At 69.3% G+C, this 20,230-nt stretch carries 17 protein-coding genes; 13 read left to right on the top strand and 4 right to left on the bottom strand.

From position 1 onward, the window contains the following. Position 1 precedes the first annotated feature (1 nt). Together ACFVUT_RS31030 and ACFVUT_RS31035 are read right to left on the bottom strand one after the other, a co-directional pair. Positions 2–1,339 (bottom strand): hypothetical protein, encoded by a 1,338-nt coding sequence (locus ACFVUT_RS31030; RefSeq protein ID WP_389656343.1) that lies wholly within the window; start codon positions 1,337–1,339, stop codon positions 2–4. A gap of 3 nt (positions 1,340–1,342) precedes the next feature. After that, a complete protein-coding gene (locus tag ACFVUT_RS31035) occupies positions 1,343–2,344 on the bottom strand; it encodes a RimK family alpha-L-glutamate ligase (protein ID WP_389656340.1) in 1,002 nt (333 codons plus the stop codon). A 383-nt stretch (positions 2,345–2,727) separates the two neighbouring features. Between ACFVUT_RS31035 and ACFVUT_RS31040 the strand changes: the two genes are divergently transcribed. The 13 genes from ACFVUT_RS31040 (at position 2,728) to ACFVUT_RS31100 (ending at position 18,082) form a co-directional block, all read left to right on the top strand. After that, positions 2,728–4,080 (top strand): DUF6002 family protein, encoded by a 1,353-nt coding sequence (locus tag ACFVUT_RS31040; protein WP_389656337.1) that lies wholly within the window; start codon positions 2,728–2,730, stop codon positions 4,078–4,080. Further along, positions 4,077–5,921 carry an amino acid adenylation domain-containing protein gene (locus ACFVUT_RS31045; protein ID WP_389656334.1) on the top strand — a complete coding sequence of 615 codons (1,845 nt, stop codon included), beginning with the start codon at positions 4,077–4,079 and terminating at the stop codon, positions 5,919–5,921. The genes ACFVUT_RS31040 and ACFVUT_RS31045 overlap by 4 nt, the downstream gene beginning before the upstream one ends. Positions 5,922–5,943: 22 nt before the next feature. Further along, complete coding sequence (locus ACFVUT_RS31050) at positions 5,944–6,969, top strand: TauD/TfdA family dioxygenase (protein WP_389656331.1); 1,026 nt, start codon at positions 5,944–5,946, stop codon at positions 6,967–6,969. Between the two features lie 114 nt (positions 6,970–7,083). Further along, complete coding sequence (locus ACFVUT_RS31055; protein WP_389656328.1) at positions 7,084–8,298, top strand: MFS transporter; 1,215 nt, start codon at positions 7,084–7,086, stop codon at positions 8,296–8,298. 57 nt (positions 8,299–8,355) lie between these two features. Beyond that, positions 8,356–8,679, top strand: a complete 324-nt coding sequence (locus ACFVUT_RS31060; protein ID WP_389656325.1) for a hypothetical protein — start codon at positions 8,356–8,358, stop codon at positions 8,677–8,679. Beyond that, positions 8,672–9,883 (top strand): hypothetical protein, encoded by a 1,212-nt coding sequence (locus ACFVUT_RS31065; protein WP_389656322.1) that lies wholly within the window; start codon positions 8,672–8,674, stop codon positions 9,881–9,883. The genes ACFVUT_RS31060 and ACFVUT_RS31065 overlap by 8 nt, the downstream gene beginning before the upstream one ends. A gap of 57 nt (positions 9,884–9,940) precedes the next feature. After that, positions 9,941–10,795 carry an MbtH family NRPS accessory protein gene (locus ACFVUT_RS31070; protein ID WP_389656319.1) on the top strand — a complete coding sequence of 285 codons (855 nt, stop codon included), beginning with the start codon at positions 9,941–9,943 and terminating at the stop codon, positions 10,793–10,795. A gap of 70 nt (positions 10,796–10,865) precedes the next feature. Then, complete coding sequence (locus ACFVUT_RS31075; protein ID WP_389656316.1) at positions 10,866–11,273, top strand: hypothetical protein; 408 nt, start codon at positions 10,866–10,868, stop codon at positions 11,271–11,273. Between the two features lie 12 nt (positions 11,274–11,285). Then, positions 11,286–12,395 (top strand): 4-hydroxyphenylpyruvate dioxygenase, encoded by a 1,110-nt coding sequence (gene hppD, locus ACFVUT_RS31080; RefSeq protein WP_389656313.1) that lies wholly within the window; start codon positions 11,286–11,288, stop codon positions 12,393–12,395. Further along, positions 12,392–13,582: an alpha-hydroxy acid oxidase gene (locus ACFVUT_RS31085; protein ID WP_389656310.1), complete on the top strand. Its 1,191-nt coding sequence runs from the start codon at positions 12,392–12,394 to the stop codon at positions 13,580–13,582. The genes hppD and ACFVUT_RS31085 overlap by 4 nt, the downstream gene beginning before the upstream one ends. Further along, positions 13,579–14,901, top strand: a complete 1,323-nt coding sequence (locus tag ACFVUT_RS31090) for a PLP-dependent aminotransferase family protein (protein WP_389656307.1) — start codon at positions 13,579–13,581, stop codon at positions 14,899–14,901. Before ACFVUT_RS31085 ends, ACFVUT_RS31090 begins: the two co-directional genes overlap by 4 nt. A gap of 808 nt (positions 14,902–15,709) precedes the next feature. Next, a complete protein-coding gene (locus ACFVUT_RS31095; protein WP_389656304.1) occupies positions 15,710–16,564 on the top strand; it encodes an alpha/beta hydrolase family protein in 855 nt (284 codons plus the stop codon). A gap of 117 nt (positions 16,565–16,681) precedes the next feature. Continuing rightward, on the top strand, positions 16,682–18,082 hold the full coding sequence (locus tag ACFVUT_RS31100) for a carboxylesterase/lipase family protein (RefSeq protein ID WP_389656301.1): 1,401 nt from the start codon (positions 16,682–16,684) through the stop codon (positions 18,080–18,082). Positions 18,083–18,157: 75 nt separating this feature from the next. On the opposite strand, the gene ACFVUT_RS31105 is transcribed toward ACFVUT_RS31100, so the two are convergent. Continuing rightward, the gene (locus ACFVUT_RS31105; RefSeq protein WP_389656298.1) at positions 18,158–19,306 is read right to left on the bottom strand and encodes a PucR family transcriptional regulator; all 1,149 of its coding nucleotides are present in this window, start codon (positions 19,304–19,306) and stop codon (positions 18,158–18,160) included. Positions 19,307–19,462: 156 nt separating this feature from the next. Further along, positions 19,463–20,092, bottom strand: coding sequence for a class I SAM-dependent methyltransferase (locus ACFVUT_RS31110; protein ID WP_389656295.1), 630 nt, complete (start codon positions 20,090–20,092; stop codon positions 19,463–19,465). Between the last annotated feature and the right edge of the window lie 138 nt (positions 20,093–20,230).

A 20,230-nucleotide genomic window follows, 5' to 3' on the forward strand; every position in this document is an offset into this window, starting at 1 on the left:
GTTACGGGCGCGCCGCGACGGCTATCGAGGGCAGGGCCCCGGTGCCCTGGACGCTGATGAGGCCGTCCCGGCCCGGGGGCAGGTAGCGGACCAGGCAGCCGGCGGGCCGGTCGTCGAAGAGGTAAGGGCTGAAGAGGGGGAAGACGTCGTCCTCGTAGGTTCCGGAGCCGTCCCCGGCCGCGAGCTCCATCCGGTGGGGGACGGAGTCGAGGTGTTCCTGGGCGATATAGCCTCCAGTGCGCACGGCATGGGCGACCGCGTCGTGCCACGTGGTCTCGTCGCTGGAGCGGCCGAACACCACTCCGTGACCGCCGAGGCCGAGGCCGGGCTTGAGGACGAACTTCTCAGGATGGGCCAGGAGCAGGTCGGGGATCGACTTGGTGATGCCCCGCCACTCGGTGGGCTGGTCGCCCACGATCCTCGTCCAGGGCACATAGCGGTCGACCACGGCCCGGTCGTCCTCGGTCATCCAGGGCCGGCCTTCGGAAATCCAGCCGAGGACCTGCTTGTTGGCGATGAGGTAGGCACTCTGCGGGGCGAGGAGCACACACCCCTCGTCGAGGGCCGTACGGATCGGGGAGAGGTCGAGGCCGAGGCGGGTCCAGTCGTAGACGGTGAGGTGGCGCAGCCCGAGTGCGTAGCGCTGTGTGCCCGGAAGGCCCAGGCCGTCGAGCAGATCCTCGGGTTCGAAGAACTCGGCTTGCAGCCCGTGGCGTTGGAGGGACGCCACCTGCAGATCGAAGTAGCGCGTGGTCCGGACCGAGCCCAGATCGCGCAGGGTGCCAACCACCGCGACGGCCGGCGTGACGCCGAACTCCCGTGCCGCGCGGGCGAAGAGTTCGGCGCGGGCCGACAGCGGGTCATATCCGGTGAAGGGGGCCTGGTCGGCCCCGCCGAATGCGGTCTGCCAGGCAAGGGAGTTGACGTGTGTTTCGACCACGCCGCCGATACCGGAACCGACGTTCATCTCCAGGAACTTGGGGCCGTCGACGGTCACGGAGATGTCCGGGCGGGCCATGCATGTCGCGTATTCCTCTTCCCACGGGCTGTCCACCCAGAGTGGGTAGTGTTCCTCCGACATGCCGAGCGCCGCCATTCGGCTCGGGGCATCGGGGGCGCTGTCGAGCAGTGCCCTTCGCAGGAGGCCCAGAATGCGTCGGGTCGCGGTGAAGAGTTCCTGGTACGACGACTGCGGCAGGACCACGGGCCGCATCGACCGGAGATTCACCGGATAGTCCAGGTCGTCCAGGGCCCGGCGCAGGTGGTCGGTGAGTTCGGGCACCGGCATCCGGGTGGAGAGGGGGACTTCATTGGTTCCGTTCCAGCGGCGGAGTGCCATGGGTTACGCACCCTTCTCGAATGTGCGCTTGATCCAGCCGAAGAATGCCTCGACGACCTGGGTGCGTTGGGGTTCCGGCAGCACGGTGAAGCCGGCGCTGGCCGTGCTCCACTCGTTGAGGACTGGGCCCTGCTCGGTCATCAGCCAGTCGATGCAGATGTACTCCGCTCCGAGGGTCTCGGCGATGCGGCGGCACATGTCCGCCACTAGACGGTGGTCGTCCGTGGCGGCCGCGCTGCCGCCCTGGCTGATATTGGCGAGGTAGTCGCCGGGCTTGGGCCTGCGGGTCAGGGAGGTGACCACCTCCCCGTCGGCCACGTACACCCGCATATCACCGGAGTGCAGGATGAAGGGCTGAACGATATATCCGCCGGTGGTCTGCGCGACGATGTCGATGGTGGCGGTGAGTTGCCGCTCGGAGTCGACCTTGAGGACACCGACGCCCATGCCCATCTCGCGGGGCTTGACGATGTAGGGCCCGTCGCCGATTTCTCGTACGGCCTCGGTGACCACGCTGCGGGCGTACCGGCCGAAGGGCACTGCGATGGTCCTGGGCGTGGGAATTCCGAGCCCGGCGGCATGCTGGAGGAGCGCAAGCTTGTCCCGCTCCAGATAGTCCGGACCGGTCAACGAGCGGTTGAGCAGCACGGAATCGCTGGCCTGGATCGTGCGGTAGATCGCGCGCAATCCTTGCAGGCCCTGCGGGTCCTGGCTCTGGTCCTCGACGATGAAGCATTGCCGCTGCTCGAGAATATCTGTGCCCTGGTAACGCAGTACCGGTTTCTCGAGGCATGACGGTATGAGCTCACCCGCCCTGAGTACCCGGAAATCGAAGTCGATGGTCGCGGCTGCTGCGGAGTAACGCTCGTAGAGGCTCTTCTCGAACTCCACGGTCTCCCCGGGGTCCAGATCCTCGGCCTGATAAATCCATGTAATGAGGCCGGATCCGGAACGGCCCTCCGTTGCTTTCCGCAGCCCTGAAGATTTCTCGCCCGAGAATGCCATGGTGCCTCTTCCTGACGCCGGCCGTGAAGTGGTGGAGAGGTGGGGACGTGGGGAGTCATGCGACCGAAGGCATACAACGCCAGGGGCTATCGGGTGGGCAAGTCCGTAAGGCAATTCGTCTGGATGGGCTGTCTTGCCGCCGCGCACCCTCTTGTGCTAAAAGCGCCGTAGGTCCTGCCGGATATGGGTCGGCCTGCGCTAAATTGACCTGCTGATCGGCCAGTGGGGAACAGCTCTTATCAGTCGATGTGCAACCCGTGGCTAGTTTTTTCATGAGTGGCCCATGCATCATGGGCCCGGATGCATTTGCAGGGGGCAACTCACAGAATCGGCAGCCACTGGGCGGCGTATGACCAGTAGGTGGCGCATGAAAAGGGATTCGCATGCTTCTTGAGAACGCCATCTCCCACTATTACGAGCGCCTTGGGCCGGTACTGCGCCGGCTGCTTCCGGAATCGAGAAACGATTCCGGATCCGCGTTCTCACCGGGCATCGAACTGCCGGAGCTCACTCCAGAGGTCCGGGAGTACTTCGCCGTCTCCGATCTGGCGCACACACCCCTGCGCGACTACCAGGGCAGGAGTCTCGCGCTCCTCGACCTGATGCGCAATCCGGCGACGCTCACCACCAAGACCTTCGCCTCACTGGTCATCGTGGCCCGCGCCATCCGCTTCATCCAGGACACGGGGGAGCGGGTCACGATCGTTACCCCCTCGTCGGCCAACAAGGCCACCGCCCTGCGCGACGCGGTGCTGCGCGCGATCAAACTCGGGCTCGTGACCCCGCAGCAGCTGAACGTGGTCGTCGTCGTGCCCGCCGGATCGGTCCTGAAGATGCGCGACTCCGAGCTGTTCACGGACTCCGAGCTGCGGGCCCGCAACCCCATCGCCGTCTACGCGGGAGACGAGCCCGGCACGGTGAAGGCCCTCGCGCAGAACGTCGTCGAGGAGCACGGCCCGCACATACGGAAGGCCGTGGGCACCAACCTCTGGTACACGCTGCAGCTGGAGAACTACATCGCGGCCGATGTGGTGCGCGCCTTCGCCGAGGCGGACTTCTTCGCGCCCGCCGCCGACGAACCCCGCCTCCATGTGCACGCGGTGTCCAGCGCGTACGGCCTGCTCGGCCATGCCCACGGTCACGGCCTCCTGGAGGAGTCGCATCCCCAACGCGGCCTGCCGCCACGGTACTTCCTCGTTCAGCACCTCGGCGCCCCGGACATGGTGCTCAGCCTCTACCACGGGTCGACCGACCCCGAGCACGCGCCCGCCTACGTCTACGACCCGGACTCGGGCCTCTACAGCCAGCAGCGGGACAAGCGCTTCCCGGCGCTGACGTTCGACCCCCAGGAAGTCCTCGACACGACCTTCTACACGCGCAAGCCGGTCACCTCGCCGAGCATGAACGAGCTCATCCGCGAACAGGGCGGCGGCGGCATCGTCGTCTCGCTCCGCGAGTGCCTTGAGCGCTACCCCTACATCCGCGCCGTGCTCGGCGACGCCGGAGTGGAGCTGCCGGCCGACCCTCGCGCGGTGCGCGAATGGTCACTGGTCATGGCGATGACCGGAATCCTCAACGCCATCGACCGCGACCTCGTCCAAGAGCGGGACATCCTCGTGCACGGCTCCGGCAGCTATGCGGCCACCGCCTATGACCCGCTCTCGGTCCAGGACATGTGGCCCGTCGAGGACGGGTCCTCGCTCAAGGACGTCGTACTCAAGGCCTCGGGCCTGTGACCGCCCCGGTATCCCGGCCGACGGCCCTCGTCATCGATCGGTTCGAGGCGCAGACCGCTCGCACGCCGGACAGCCTCGCGGTGGTCTCGGGCAGCGCCGAGTACGACTATGCCGAGCTGAACACACGCGCCAACCGGCTGGCCCGGCTGCTGATTTCCCGCGGCGTCGGGCCCGAGGACATCGTGGCCGTGGCGCTGGAGCGGACCGCCGGACTGCTGGTGGCCCTGTATGCGGTGATGAAGGCCGGAGCCGCCTGTCTGCCCGTGGATCCGCAGTATCCGGCCGACCGTATCGTGACGATCCTGGACGATGCGCAGCCGGTCTGCGTGATCACCGATGAGTCGCTCGGCGAGCGCCTCGACGCGTACGCGGCGGCCTCCGGTGCCGAACTCCTGCGCCCCGAATCCCCGGTCACCCGCGCCACGCTCGCGGAGCTGCCCGCCGGGAACCTCACGGACTCGGACCGGCGCAGCCCGTTGCGGCCGGGGAACGCGGCGTACGTCATCTACACCTCCGGATCGACCGGCCGGCCCAAGGGCGTGGTGGTCGGCCACCACGCGCTCAGCGGCTATCTCCGCTGGGCCCGAGAGGTCTACCCGGGCCTGGGCGGAGGCGCGATCCTGCACTCCTCGGTCTCCTTCGACCTCACCGTGACCACGCTCTTCGGGCCGCTCACGGCCGGCGGAACCCTCTACCTGGGCGACCTGAGCGACCTCGACCCGGGGCTGTGGCGCGCCGAACGGCCCGCTCCCACCTTCCTCAAAGTCACGCCGAGCCATCTGCCGTTGCTCGAAGCGCTGCCCCAAGACGCTCTGACCACAGGCGAGTTGGTCGTCGGCGGCGAGCAGCTGTGGGGCGAGTCCCTGGCGCGGTTCCGCCTTCGGCACCCGCAGGTCTCGATCGTCAACGAGTACGGGCCTACCGAGGCCACCGTCGGCTGTGTGGTGCACCGGGTGGTGCCGGGGGAGAAGCCCGGCACCGGCGCGGTGCCGATCGGCGTGCCCTGTGGGGACACGCGCACCCATGTGCTGGACGACCGGCTCCGCCCCGTGGCCACCGGTACACCCGGAGAGCTGTACATCGCGGGTGAGCAGCTCGCCCGCGGCTATCTGGGGCGGCCCGACCTGACGGCTGAGCGATTCGTGGCCGACCCGTACGGGCCGGCCGGAGCGCGGATGTACCGCACGGGCGATCTCGTACGGCAGACCTCCGACGGGCTCCTTGAATTCCTCGGCCGGACCGACGACCAGCTCAAGATCCGCTCCTACCGGATCGAACCCGGCGAGGTGGAGAGCTGCCTGGTCGGCGGGCCGGGCGTGGGCCAGGCCTGCGTCATCGCCGCCGACGGACCCGGGGGCGTGCGCCTCGTCGCCTACGTGGCCCCGGACCCGGACACCGCCATGCCCGATGTCCACCGGCTCCGCGAGCACGTGGAGGACCGGCTTCCGCGGTACATGTGCCCTGCGGACATCGTCGTCCTGGACCGGCTGCCGCTGACCGTCAACGGCAAGGTGGACCGCGAGGCGCTGCCGCCTCCCGGGTCCGTCAGCGGCCCGGCCGCGGGAGCCCCCGAAGCACCGCCGGAGGTGGCCGTGCCGGCCACGGAACCGGAACGGGTGCTCGCCGGAATCTGCCGCGAGCTCCTGGAGCTCGACGCGGTATCCGTCACGGACAACTTCTTCACCGTGGGGGGCGATTCCATCCTCGCCATCCGGCTCGCCGCGCGGGCCCGGCGTGCCGGATACGCCCTGACCCCCACCGATGTCCACCGCAGCGAGAACATCCGCGCCCTTGCCGCCATGGCCGAAGAGCCGACGACACCCGTGCGTGCCAACCACTGAGCGCCAAAGGGAGACAAGGGCCATGCAAACGGAACCACCGCCGTATCCAGCCGCGCTCGGAGAGTGCTCCGGCTATGTGGAGAGCAGCGCGCACACCCGTGTCATCGTGTACGAACCCGGTCCGGCCGGACTGCGCACGACCCAGTGGGTGGCGGAACACCGGTCGCACCTCATCGACGCCCTCGACCAGTCCGGGGCCGTGCTCGTGCGGCGCGCCATCGACAGTGCGGAGACGCTCGACAGGGTGGCCGCGTGCGTGGGCGGTGAACTACTCGACTACACCGAGCGATCCACGCCGCGCAGCCGGGTCGGCGGCCACGTCTACACGTCCACCGAATATCCAGCCGCCCAGACGATCGCGCAGCACAACGAGAACGCATACGCCCTCAGTTACCCCCGATGGCTGTTCTTCGCCGCACTGGAGACCGCCACGACCGGAGGCGAGACGCCGCTGGCCGACAGCCGGGCCCTGGCCCGACACCTGCCGCGGGAGCTGGTGGACCGCTTCCGGGACAAGGGCGTCCGCTATGCCCGTACCTATCGCGAGGGAATGGGCCTGACTTGGCAGGAGACCTTCCAGACCGACGATCCGCAGGAGGTGGAGAGGTACTGCGGGGCGCACGGCATCGACCTCGAATGGACCGCGGACGGACTGCGCACCCAGCAGCACGGACCGGCCCTGGTCGCGGACCCGCGCAGCGGAGAGGAGTCCTGGTTCAACCAGGCCCACCTCTTCCATTCCTCCAATCTTCCGCCCGATGTCCGGGAAACCCTCGCCGAGTTGTACACGGAGGAGGACATGCCGCGCGCCGCCCACTACGGGGACGGCACGACAATCCCGGACGAGGATATGGACCTGATCCGGGCGGCGTACGACGCGTGTTCCTTCGCTTTTCCCTGGGAGCGCGGCGACTTGCTGCTCGTCAACAATCTGCTCGTATCGCACGGCCGACGCCCCTACACCGGAAGCCGCCGGACACTGGTCGCGATGGCGGAAAAGGTCTCGACACGTCGTACGGGCCCGGGGGCCTACGTCTTTGACCTGTGATCTCTTGCGCTTTTGACAGACAGGGGTGCGATATGTGTACAACTTCTCATGACTACATCACCAGCTGATCCGGCGGGCAGCCAGTCTGTGACCGTAAGGCCTCCGCTGCGCAAAATGCACAACTTCCGGAACCTCTGGCTGTCCCGGGTGCTTTCCGTATTAGGCTCGTCCGTCACGCTCGTGGCGATGCCAGTACTGGTTTATCAGGAGACGAAATCTCCCATTCTCGTTTCCCTGGTTGCCGCAGGCGAGGCTCTTCCCTACGTTTTCTTCGGGCTGATTGCCGGAGCCATCGCCGACCGTGTGCACCGCCGCCGTCTCATGGTCGCCGCCGACCTGCTCAACTGCGCCTGCCTCGGCAGCATGCCCCTCGCCGCCGCCCTGGGCGTGCTGACGCCCGCCCATATCCTCACGGCCGCGTTCCTGTCGTCCACGCTGTACATCTTCTTCGACGCCGCCGGCTACGGACTGATTCCGGCAGCCGTGGGCCGCGACCGGCTCTCCGAGGCCAACAGCGTGCTGTGGGGCGGCGAAACGGCCGTGCGGATCGCGGGCACGGCGATGGCCGGCACCCTGATCGCGGTCACCAGCGCCTCCGGCGCGCTCGCCCTGGACGCACTGTCCTTTCTCGCCTCGGCGCTGTTGATCCGGGGCATCGTCTACACGCCGGCCCACCTGGGCGACGGCACGGGGGACCGGCCCGGCCTGATGGCGTCCATTCGCGAGGGGCTGCGCTTCCTGTGGGGGCACCCCGTGCTGCGGATCATGACCCTTGCTGGCAGCCTCCAGTCCTTCGCGGGCGGCGCCTTCATCGGCCAGTTGGTCATCTTCGCCGACCGTGCGCTCGGCATCGACGCGTCGGATGCCCGGATCGGCCTGCTGTTCACGTCGTGGAGCGCCGGCGGCATCATCGGATCGCTGCTGCTGCCAAGGCTGCGGCGCCGGGTCAGCGCCCTGCGGATCATGCTGATCGCGCTGCCGGCGAGTACGGTGCTCGGCCTCGCGGCCGTGATGGCCACCGACTGGCGCGTCGCGCTGGTCGCGATCACCGCATGGGGCTCGACCTATCTGATGGTCATCGTCAACACCATGACCTACGCCCAGGAAGTCACCCCCGAGGACCTCCAGGGCCGGGTGAACACGACCCGGCGGATGCTCTCGTCGGGCCTCGGGGTCCCGCTGGGAGCGCTGGTCGCGAGTTCGGTGACGGTCGCCGTCCATGTGCGTGCGGGGCTGCTCCTGGCGGTGGCCGCGATCGCCCTGGCTTCGGTGATCGTTTGGGGCGCATATCCCTGGACGAGTGCCGCGAACAGGGAAACGGTGGCCTGACGCCGACGGCCCGCCGACAGCGAAAGCCGGCCCATTTCACGAAGGGAGCAAAGCACGATGGAGGTATGGCACAACGTCCCCTGCCCGACCAGTCAGCGCATTCGGGAAAGCCTGGACCAGGCGGGTCTTGGGTACCGGACCCGCGAGTACATGGTGAATTCGCCGAGCGCCGCCGAAACCGAAATCGACGACCTGCTGAAGCGAATTCAGGCGGAGCCGTGGGGCGTGGCGCGCATGCACGACCCCGTGGCGGCTCGGCTCGTCCCCCTCGGCAACCAGTCGATCACCCATGACGTCGTTCTCGACTACGGCACTCAGGACCGGCTGCTCTACCGGCTCACCTACGAGGGCGCACCGATCGCGGGGTCGTCCGATGCCTGAGCCCGGAGCGATACCCGAGTCCGGCGCACCGGCCCTGACCGGAGTCCGCGGCGCGGCCGACGGCGGGATCGCCGTGAGCCAGGTGAACCCGCTGCGCCGACTGCGCCTGCACGCGGGATACCAGTGGCGCAACAGCGGCAACCCGCTCCTCACGGGCCTGCGCACGCAGTGGGAGAGCCGCGACGGCGCCGAGTTTCCCGCGGTGGTCTCCCGTATGAGAGGCATGTCCGTCGCCTACGCCGGACTCCCTGAAGGGCTGCGGTACACCCTGGAGTTCACGGAGCTGCAGCGGGAGAAATGGGGCGGCCCGGCAGCGGAACGGGCCGACGGGACAGTGCGCGGGCACCAATTGGCCGATCCGGCGCAACTACCGGACGCGGACATCGTGATCGTCGGCACCAGCGCGGCCAAGGCGAGGCAACTGCCCTCCGCGGCCTCCCTGGTGTTCCCCATGCGGTTCCACTTCGTGGTGGACATCGACGAGGACGCAGAGTCCCTCCACAAACGCATCTCGAAACGAGAACGCGCGCAGTATCTGCGCAACCAGCGCTTGGCGCAATGGACGTGGGAGACGGAGGACGACCCAGGACTGTTCGACTTCTTCTACGACCGCATCTACCGGCCGACCATGTGGCAGAGCCACGGCGACCGGGAGCGGGTCGAAGAGAAGGAGGCGTCCTATGAATGCCTCTTCCGAACCGGCCGGCTGTTCTTCCTCTCCCAGGGCGGCGAGCGCATCGGCGGAGCGCTCTGCCACTGGAACGCGTCGGCCAAGGTCATGACGCTCCGGCTCTTCGGCGTGCTGGACGGCGACAAGAAACACTACAACAGCGGTGCCCTCGGCGCGATCTTCCACTTCCTCATCATGTGGTCCGCGGACAACGGCGTGCGGCGCCTGGACTTTGGCGGCACGGAACCCTTTCTCAGCAAGGGAACCTTCCAGTGGAAACGCCGATTCGGCACCCGCATCGTGCTGCCCCCGAACCACTTCGGAGAAAAGCGGCTCTGGCTCCAGGTGAAGCGTGACTCCCCGGCCGTACGCGACTTCCTGGTGGCCAACCCGATCCTCGCCGAGGCCGATGACGGGTCCATGGAAGCGGTCTACTTCCACGACCAGGACCGCCCCGCCCGAGTGGAACTGTCGGCGAAGTCGCCGGACGGGTACCGCGTACGCCATGTCGAGCTGGACGAGTTCCTGCGCTGAGGGCCGTCCCGGACGGCGTGTTCCGAGAGCGCCATCCGTTCGCAGAGAGGGTGAATCTTGAGCAATCCATTCGAGGACGAGAACGGCGCGTGCACGGTCCTGGTCAATGCGGAAGGGCAGCACTCGCTGTTCCCCGAATTCGCCAGTGTGCCGACGGGCTGGCAACCGGTCTTCGCCGCACCCCGGCAAGCGTGCATGGACTACATCAACGAGAACTGGACCGATACGCCTGGCCCGGCCCTGATGGCAGAGGGAGAGACTGCGATGTCGTACCGCCATGTCACCTTCGGAGACATCCGGGTGTCGTACACCCGCGAACTCGACGGCGGCGGAAAGACATTCGGACAGGCATACGTGCCGTTCGTGCGGAAGCACCTCGGCCCGGTCGACCGGCTCCTGGAGTGGTGCGCCGGCCCGGGGTTCATCGGTTTCTCCCTGCTCGCCGGTGGGCTGTGCGAATCCCTCGACCTGGCGGACATCAACGAACACACCGAACCGGTCGTCCGGGACACGGTGCTGGCGAACGGCCTGGACGGGCGGGCAGCGGCCCACGTATCGGACTGCTTCGCGCAGATACCGCCGGAGCTGCGATGGGACCTGATCATCGGGAACCCACCGCACGTCAACTCCGATGACGCACAGACCGATTACCGGCGCCGGCACTCCCCGCTGATCTGGCAAGACAGCGACTGGGCCGTCCACCGGCGCTTCTACCGGCAGGTGCGCGACCGCTTGCGGCCCGGCGGCAACGTCATCCTCCAGGAGAACCACCGGTTCTCCTCCCCGGAGGACTTCACCGTCCTCGCCGGGGAGGCCGGGCTCGACCACGTCGGCGTCTTCGACTGCGGCCCGGGCCTCCAGGACTACTACTTCCTGTGGTCCAGGCTGCCCGCCGCCGGCACCGGATCATGAACGCCGCGCGGTGGCCCTCCACGGCACATCCGCCCGGGGCCTGTTGCCCCAGGGACAGGAGGGAGGGACAGTGGCAGAGCAGAGCACCACCACCGCCGTCAGTACCGTCCAGGACACCCATGAGGAGCTGGTCCGGCACGGCTTCGGACCCTACTTCGCCACCCCGTGCGGCATCCTCGCGCCGCTCCTGGACCGGCTGGAGGCCGAACCCGACTATCGCGTCGTGACCCGCGAGGACAACGCCATCGGCCAAGCAGCGGGAGCCGCACTCGCCGGCGCGGCGCCGGTGGCACTGATGCAGAACTCCGAGGCGTACCTCGCCGACTGCCGGAGCCCGGCCTTCCCACGCTGCGTCCTCAGCGCGCCCGACCTCCCGCCGCCGCCCCGCATCGCCGCGCCCCTCGGCCGGCACGCGCGCCGGTTCGGCGCGTACGCCGTCGCCGCGGCCGACCGCAGGCGATCCCCCATGTCGAGTTGAGACGAGGAACCCATGCGCACGGCATCTTCGAACGGCTTCCCCCACGACCTGGAACTCGACTACATAGAGATGTACGTGAGCGACCTCGATGTCGCCGCGGCCGAATGGATCGAGCGCTACACCTTCACCCGAGTGGCCACGGCGGGCTCGGCGGAGCAGGGATTCCGCAGCGCGGAGCTGCGCCAGGGAAACATCTCCCTGGTGCTGACCGAGGGCACAGCGCCCGGACATCCGGCCGCCGTCTACGTCGACGCGCACGGCGACGGAGTCGCGGACATCGCCCTGCGCTGCGCCGATGTCCGCACCGCCTTCGCGGCCGCCGTCCGGCGGGGCGCCAGGCCGGTCGCCGAACCCGCGCTGCGCCCGGGCCCGGTCGTGACGGCGGCTGTCGGCACCTTCGGCGACGTCGTGCACACCCTCGTGGAGCGCGCCCCAGGCGAGGGGCCGGGCCGGCCTGTGGGATTCCGGCCCCTGCCGGAGACAGCGGAGGCCCGGCACCGTACCGCGGACGACCCGGCACTCCTCGACGTCGATCACTTCGCGGTGTGCGTCGGGGTCGGTGAACTCGACCGCACCATCGAGTTCTACGAGCGAGCCCTGGGCTTCCACGAGGCGTTCGAGGAGCACATCGTCGTCGGAAACCAGGCGATGGTCTCCAAAGTCGTACGCAGCGCGGCGGGCGGAGTCACCTTCACGGTGATCGCGCCGGATCCCACCGCAGAGCCGGGCCAGATCGACGAGTTCATCGCGAACCATGCGGGGGCCGGAATCCAACACGTCGCCTTCCGGACCGACGACGCGGTACGGGCCGTGCGCGCCCTGGGCCGGCGGGGCGTCGACTTCCTGAACACCCCGGGCGCCTACTACGACGCACTGGCGGACCGGATTGCGCCCCGGGGACACACCGGGGCCGAACTCCGCGAGCTCGGGCTCCTGGTGGACGAGGACCACGCCGGCCAGCTGTTCCAGATCTTCACCCGGTCGGAACACCCCCGGCGGACGCTGTTCTTCGAGGTGATCGAACGGATCGGCGCCCGCACCTTCGGCAGCTCGAACATCAAGGCCCTGTACGAGGCCGTCGAAGTGGAGCGCCTGCGCGAGCTCAGCGGGGAGCGCCGATGACGGGTGGCGCCGCGCACACCGACCCACCCGTGCCCGCGGACGAGGCGCGCGAGCGGTGGCAGGACGCGGTGTGCCTGGACGACATCGAACGCATCGCAGCGGCGGAACTGCCCACGGCAGTACGCGACTTCGTAGCCGGGGGAAGCGGCGCCGAGCTGACCCTCGCGGCCAACCGCGCCGCGCTCGACCGCGTCCACCTGCTGCCCCGCGTGCTGCGGGATGTCTCCCGGTGCCGGAGCTCGACCACCCTGCTGGGCAGGGCGGTGTCGATGCCGGTGGTGGTCGCCCCCATGGGCTACCACCGGCTCGTCCACCCCGACGGGGAGATCGCCGCGGCGAAGGCCGCCACACAGGCAGGTGTTCCCTTCGCCGCGGCCATGCTGAGCAGCCGGCCAGTGGAGCAGATCTCCGGCACCGGCGCCGAGACCTGGTTCCAGCTCTACTGGCTGCGCGACGGCGAAGAGTCCCTTCGACTGGTCCGCCGGGCAGAGGAAGCGGGCTGCACGGCGATCGTGCTCACGGTCGACGTGCCGTGGATGGGGCGCCGACTGCGAGATGTGCGCAACCAGTTCGCCCTTCCCGCGGATGTCATCGCGGCGAACCTCACCGAGTCCGCCGGAACCGCCGCACATCGCACCGGCTCCGGCGACTCGGCGCTGGTGGCGCACACGAGGGAGGCGTTCTCATCGGCCGTGAGCTGGGCCGAACTGGAGCGGCTGCGGGCGTTCACCCGGCTGCCGCTGGTCGTCAAGGGGGTGCTCGACCCGGCCGACGCCCGCCGCGCCGAGGAGTGCGGCGCCGATGCCGTGGTGGTCTCCAACCACGGCGGGCGCCAGCTCGACGGCGCCGTGCCCAGCATCGACGCGCTGCACCCTGTCCGCCTGGCGGTCGGCCCCGGCTGTCAGGTGCTGTTTGACAGCGGGATCCGCTCGGGCCTCGACATCCTGAGAGCCCTCGCCCTGGGCGCGGACGGTGTGCTCGTCGGCCGCCCGGTGCTCTGGGGCCTGGCGGCCGGCGGGGCGGCCGGTGCGGAGCACGTCCTGCGCTTGCTCGCCACCGAACTGCACACTGCCCTGGGGCTCGCAGGCTGTGCCTCCGTCGCCGACGCGGCACGGTTGGGCACGGTCGGCACTCCGGCGCAGCCACGGCAGACCGCCCCCGAACACGAGGAAAACGATCACCGATGACCGCAACACCGCCATCCGGAACCGGACACGTACAGCTCGACCTCGCGGACCTGCACGCCGGACTGCGGGATCCCGCCATGGAGTCCATGAACTTCCTCAACGAGGTCGCGGGACGATACCCCGACGCGATCTCGTTCGCCCCCGGCCGGCCGTACGAGGAGTTCTTCGAAGTCGAGCAGATCCACGACCACCTGCGCCGCTACGAGCGCTATCTGGCGGACGAACGGAAGCAGTCGCCCGACCAGGTGCGGCGAACGCTGTTCCAGTACGGCCGGACCAAAGGCATCGTGCACGAGGTCGTCGCCCGCTACCTGGAGGTGGACGAGGGCATCAGCACGGACCCGGAGGCGCTCGTCATCACCGTGGGCTGCCAGGAGGCGATGTACCTGGTGCTCCGAGCGCTGCGCGCCGACGACAGGGACGCCGTCCTGGCCGTCGCTCCGACGTACGTGGGACTCGCGGGCGCCGCACGCCTGGTGGACATGGAGGTGCTGCCCGTCGCCTCGGGACCACAAGGGGTGGACCTCGACGACCTGACGGCCACACTGCACCGCGCCCGGCGCGAAGGGCTGCGGCCCAGGGCCTGCTACGTGGTTCCGGACTTCTCGAACCCGACCGGCGTCAGCCTGGACCTCCCGACCCGGCGCGCCCTCCTCGAACTCGCGGGCCAGGAAGACCTGTTGCTCTTGGAGGACAACCCTTACGGAGTGTTCAACGCCACCGCCGAGCGCCTGCCGACCCTGAAGGCCCTGGACACCACAGGGCAGGTGGTCTACCTCGGATCCTTCGCGAAGACCGGCTTCCCCGGAGCGAGGGTGGGCTTCGCCGTCGCCGACCAGCTCGTCCGGACCGCCGACGGGCGGACCGTGCTCTTCGCCGACGAACTCTCGAAACTCAAGAGCATGGTGACCGTGAACACCCCGCCCCTCTCCCAGGCAGTGATCGCGGGCAAACTGCTGGAACACGGGTACAGCCTGGAGAAGGCCAACCAGCGCGAGATCGAGGTGTACCGGGACAACCTCCGCCTCATGCTCGACGGCCTGACCAGGCGCTTCCCCCCGGGCAGCGAACCCCGGGTCGGCTGGAATACTCCCGGCGGAGGCTTCTTCCTGGTCGTCACAGTGCCGTTCCGAGCCGACGACGCCCTCCTTGAGCACTCCGCCAGAGAGCACGGCGTGCTCTGGACACCCATGCGCCACTTCTACGAGGGCGAGTCGGCCGCCACGCAGATCCGGCTCTCCTACAGCCTGCTCACACCGGAACGGATCGAACTGGGGCTTGACCGGCTGGCGGCCCTGATCCGTGAACAGCACGACTGACAGTGAGGATGTGACGTGGTGACGCTGCGGGTGGGTCTGACCCTCCGGCTGACTGACGTCTCGACTGTCCTGTGTGGGATGTGTCGGCCCGCCGGGCGTCGCCACGCACGCGGCCGTGATCGACCCGGTCGGCCGGCACCTGGCCGACCGGGAGTTCCCCGCCACCATCCGAAACTGCCGTGATCTCGTGGAGCAAGTCGACCTGGGGCTCCGTTAGGGCGTACTTCACCACGTCAGCTCCTCGACGGTCCGTGGACGGGAAGGCCGACCTAGGGGCGCTACAGGCGCCTGGCGTGCAGTGGTCCTCCATACGGGTGCATCAGGCTGTAAACGACTGTGGCCGTGATGACGGCGGTGTAGGACCTCGCAGCGATCTACCCCCGGTGTCGTCAATCCAAAGAAGGACGCCTGACCTACGGTTATATCGGTGTGCATGATGTGTGCTGTGGGTGTTACGGGCGATATCTTGACGCTGCAATGACGCTCGTGCGCCCATGTGACGCTCGTTCTGATGGAGCGTCATGTGATTGACCATGCAGGTCATGCGGGGCGGACGGTGCGCGAGGCTTTCTCCGGTCCCGGCGTTTTCCTCTCGGGACCGGGCGGTGGGCTCTCTGTCGTGGCGGCGGAACCGAGCATGGCACCCCCACCGCGCTCAGGCCTCTCGGCATGTTGCACAAACTCCGACGTCGCTGGTTGCCGCGATTGCGCAGAGACGGGTCTCGAACCGTGCTTCAGGATGTGCGATCAGACAAGGCGTGAGCCGGATGAAACATCCAGTTCACCGTGACGACATCGGGAGTCCGCTGTGCTCTGGAGAAAACTGCTCGTCCCCCTGACCTCGCTCCTGCTCCTGCTGACGGCTTCTGCCGGCGCGGGAGCGGCAGCGGCGTCCACCGGTTCCCCCGCCGGTGTCAGTGCCGAGGTGGCCGCGGCCGACTACGGCGCTCCCGGCCCCTACGCCACCGCGGTGGAGGTCGGGGCGGTGACCACCCTGTACTACCCGCGTGACATCGCGACCAGCGACCGCCGCCACCCCGTGATCGTGTGGGGAAACGGCACCTTCGCCTTCCCGGTCGTCTACCGCGACCTGTTGCTCCACTGGGCCAGTCATGGCTTCATCGTCGCCGCCGCCAACACTCCGCAGTCCAACCTCGGCATCTCCATGCGCGCCGGGATCGACCTGCTCACCCGTCGCAACGCCGACCAGGGCAGCCCCTTCCACGACCGTGTCGACCTGGAGCACATCGGCGCGTCCGGTCACTCGCAGGGTGGCGCCGCCGCCATCGTCGTCGGCGCGGACCCGCGCATCGACACCATCCTGCCCATCCAGCCCGGGCCGCTCGCCGACATCGACGACGTACACGTACCCGCGCTCCTCCTGGCCGGGCAGAAGGACAGCATCGTCTTCCCCTTCCTGGTCAAGGCCTTCTACAACGACGCCGACCACATACCGGCCATCTACGGGGAACTGCGCGGCGCCGATCACTTCACGGTCGTGGGCGACCCCGGCCCGTTCGCCGCGCCCACCACCGCCTGGTTCAAGGCGCACCTGATGGGGGACCAGACGGCGAGTGCACAGTTCTTCGGGGCCGACTGCGGGATCTGCACCGACAGCGGCACCTGGTCCGACGTCCGCCGCAATGCCCTCGCGAACCCGTGACCCGATCCCGGAGATCCCTTCCGCCGTGACCGGCGGCCGTCCCGATCCCCGCCGCCCGCCCCTGACGCTCCCGCGACCAGGGGCGGCCGGCTCCCGTTCGTACATGGAAGGACCGCCATGGACCTCATCGCGACCACCGGGCAGGGCAAGGTCCGAGGCCGTTTCCACCACGGGATCGCCACCTTTCTCGGCATCCCCTACGCCGCCCCGCCCTTCGGTGCCCACCGCTTCCGCGCTCCCGCCCCGGTCGAGTCCTGGGAAGGGGTACGAGACGCTCTGGAGTACGGGCCGACCGCCCCCAAACGCCCCTACCGCCCGCCCCTCGACCGGCTGATACCCGATCCGAGCATCGCCGGGGACGGCTGTCTCAACCTCAACGTCTGGACCCCATCCGTCGGCGAGGGCCGGCTGCCCGTCATGGTCTGGATCCACGGGGGTTCCCTGCGCAACGGCTCGGCGAACCTGCCGCTCTACGACGGGGGCGCCTTCGCGCGCGACGGGGTGGTCCTCGTCTCCGTCAACTACCGGCTCGGCGTCGAGGGGTTCGGGGTCTTCCCCGACGCCCCCGTCAACCGGGGCCTCCTCGACCAGATCGCAGCCCTGATCTGGGTCCGCGACAACATCGCCGCCTTCGGCGGAGATCCGGCGAACGTCACCGTGTGCGGGGAGTCCGCCGGCGCGATCAGCGTCGCGGCCCTCATGACCAGCCCCGGCGCGGCCGGGCTGTTCCACCGGGCGATCCTGCAGAGCGGCCCGCCGCACACGGTGTCGCGCCGCGAGGGCGCGAAGACCGTACGGTCGATGGCGAAGCGGCTGCGGATCCCGGCCACCGCCGAGGCGTTCGCAGCGGTGGACCGAGACCTGCTGCTGGACGCGCAGGCCGCCGTCGTCGACCGGTCCGACCCCATCGGCGGCGGTCCGGGCTTCCACATCGTGGTCGACGGCGACGTGGTGCCCGCCGCCCCGCCCCTTCCCGAGGCCGACCTGCTGCTGGGCTGCAACCGGGAGGAGTACCGGCTGCGGTTCGTACCCGGCGGAACCGTGGACCGGATCAGCCGGCTCACCCTGCGGCTGGCACTGCTGAAGATCCGTGTCCCGCAACGCGTGGCACGCCTGTACCGAGCCACCCGGCCGCACGCCAAACCCGGTGAGATCCTGGGAGAGATGGCCACCGACCTGCTGCTGCGGGGGCCGCTCAACCGCCTCGCCGACTCCCGGCCCGCCCGCACCTTCGTCTACGAATTCTGCTGGCGCTCGCCCGTGATGGGACTCGGCGCGTGCCATGCGCTGGAACTCGGCTTCGTCTTCGACAACCTGCGCGCCGCCGAGGACCTGACCGGGACCGGCGCGCCCCAGCCACTGGCCGACGCCATGCACCGGGCCTGGGTCGCCTTCGCCACTACCGGACAGCCGGGCTGGTCCGGCTGGAACGCGGACCGGCCCGTCATGGTCTTCGACCACCCCGGCGCGGGCCCGGTCCTCGCACCCCGGCACGAGGAACTCGGCTTCTGGCTCTGACAGATGACAGGCCGAGCGCTCCCCGACGCCGGCCGTGGTTCATCCGCTTCGCGCTGCTCCTGAGGATCCCTGCCATCAGGTGACCCCGCGGTGATCCGCGGGCCCGGCCAGGTCCCTGGCGACGAGCGCCGCCTGGATCAGCCGCGCCTGCGCGGGAACCGCGAGGTCGAGGCCCGTCAGCGCGCTCACTCGCTGCAACCGGTAGTCCAGGGTGTTGCGGTGGATGCACAGCTCCAACGCCGTCTGGCGGCGGTTGAGCCCCCGCTCCACGAACACGCGCAGCGTCTCAAGCAGGTACGGATGCTCCTCCAAGGGGTCGAGTTTGGACGCCAGCCGCACCAGGCCGTCCCCGGGGCGCGCCAGCTGGTGCTCCAGCAGCACGTCGTCGAGGCGGTAGCACCCGGGCGGGCGTCCCAGGCGCCGGACGAGATCCAGCACGCGGCCGGCCTCCTGCGCCGCCGAGGAGATGGCAGCCGGTACGGAGGAGCGGGCGGCGGCGGCGCGCACGGGCTGCCCCACGTCCTTCTCCAGCCGGGCCACCAGGCCGGGCACGTCGGACCTGCCCGGCAACAGGGCGATCCGAGCGACGTGGTCCATCAGCACAGGGATCCCGGTGAAGGCGTCGAGCGAGGACTGCACCAATCTGCTCGGCGGTTCGGACTCGAACGCGAAGGCAACCACCTCGTACTCACCCACCACGGCCACCCGTGCCACGCCCGCCAGCTCCTCGTACGGCCGTCCTGCCAGCAGGGCGCCGAGCAGGGCCCGCCGTACGCGCTTGTCCTCGCTGTGGAGGTCCTCCTGGGCGTTCTGGTGGGCGAGGACGACCGCGGGCAGCGCGGCGTGCAGGCAGGCGAGCAGCTTGCCGCCCGCCCCGGCCAGCTCACCGGGCTCCGCGACCTCGGTCAGCGTCTGCCACCACACCTCGGCGCCGATCAGGTACGCGGCGATCACCGCCTCCAGGGGGACGCGCTCCTCGGCCCGGCGCGCCGACCACTCGATGAGCCGGGTCAGATCGCCCGGCCCCATCGGACTTCCGCTGCCGCCGTCGCGCAGTGCCCTGAGCAACAGCGCGTGCACCGCCGCGATGGACCGCGCCACCTCGCCCTGGAGGGTGGCGCGGGGCAGCGCCCCGTAGAACGGCGCCTCTGCCGCGCAGCGCGCGACCACGACGGCCGTGAGGTCACCGACCCGGACAGCCATCCGGGCGTGCAGGTCCGACATCGGCGCATCGTCACACCGCCCCGGCCGGGCCGTCAATCGGAGCCCCGGATCCGGCGGCGCGGGCAAGTGACGGCCCGCAGCCTACGAGGGAATGGTGCACGGTCGGATCAACCCCCTCCCGCCAGTGATCCGCGAGATCCGCCCGCTGCTCGCCGCTCAGTGGTGACGGAAGACGAGCAGATAGCGCCAGAAGAGGAGCCTGCGAATGTGGCAGCCGGGCAGCAGCGCCGCGGCTTCCCGGCGGATCTCGACCAGGGGGACGGCCGGCCGGCTCACCGGCGCCTTCACCCGTTCCCGACCAGTCGCAGCGGAGACGGGGCGGAGCCTGTCCCTCACGGCGACGGCCAGCCTGGCGGCGGCGTTGACGGGCACAGCTGCCAGGCTCCAGGCCCAGTCGAGCCGGGTCCTCTCCGGATAGCAGCCCAAGATCACGAGGACCCCGCCGGGCGCAAGCGCGTCTCGCAATGCGGCGACGGTGCCGAACGGCATGTGGTGGATGCTGGCCAGGCATGAGATGAAGTCGTAGTACTCCTTGGGGAGTTCGACCTCAGTCACGTCCGCGTGCTGGAAGCGCGGGCTCCGGTGACCGGTTGTCCGGCCGGACAGCGCGCGGGCCTCCGCGATGGCCTCCTTCGACGGGTCGATCGCATCGACCTCTGTACCCAGGTCAACGAGCCGACGTGCGAACTGGCCGGTCCCGCACCCGACATCCAGTGCCGCACCGCAGTTCCGCGGTACCTGGCGCAACAGCAGAGGGCGATAGTGGTCGTTGTGACCAAAAGGCATGGCCCTGACCCTGCCACAGCGGACACACTTGGCCTGGCCCTCTGTCACCAAGAGCCTTGCGGCGATCCGCGTCGTACCGGCCGGTGGGACGGAACTCGCGCCATCCCCGGAGCTGGAGGGCTGGGGTCCGGCCCGCCC

The organism is Streptomyces sp. NPDC058051 (assembly GCF_042885475.1).
In the GTDB taxonomy this organism is placed as follows: Bacteria; Actinomycetota; Actinomycetes; order Streptomycetales; family Streptomycetaceae; genus Streptomyces.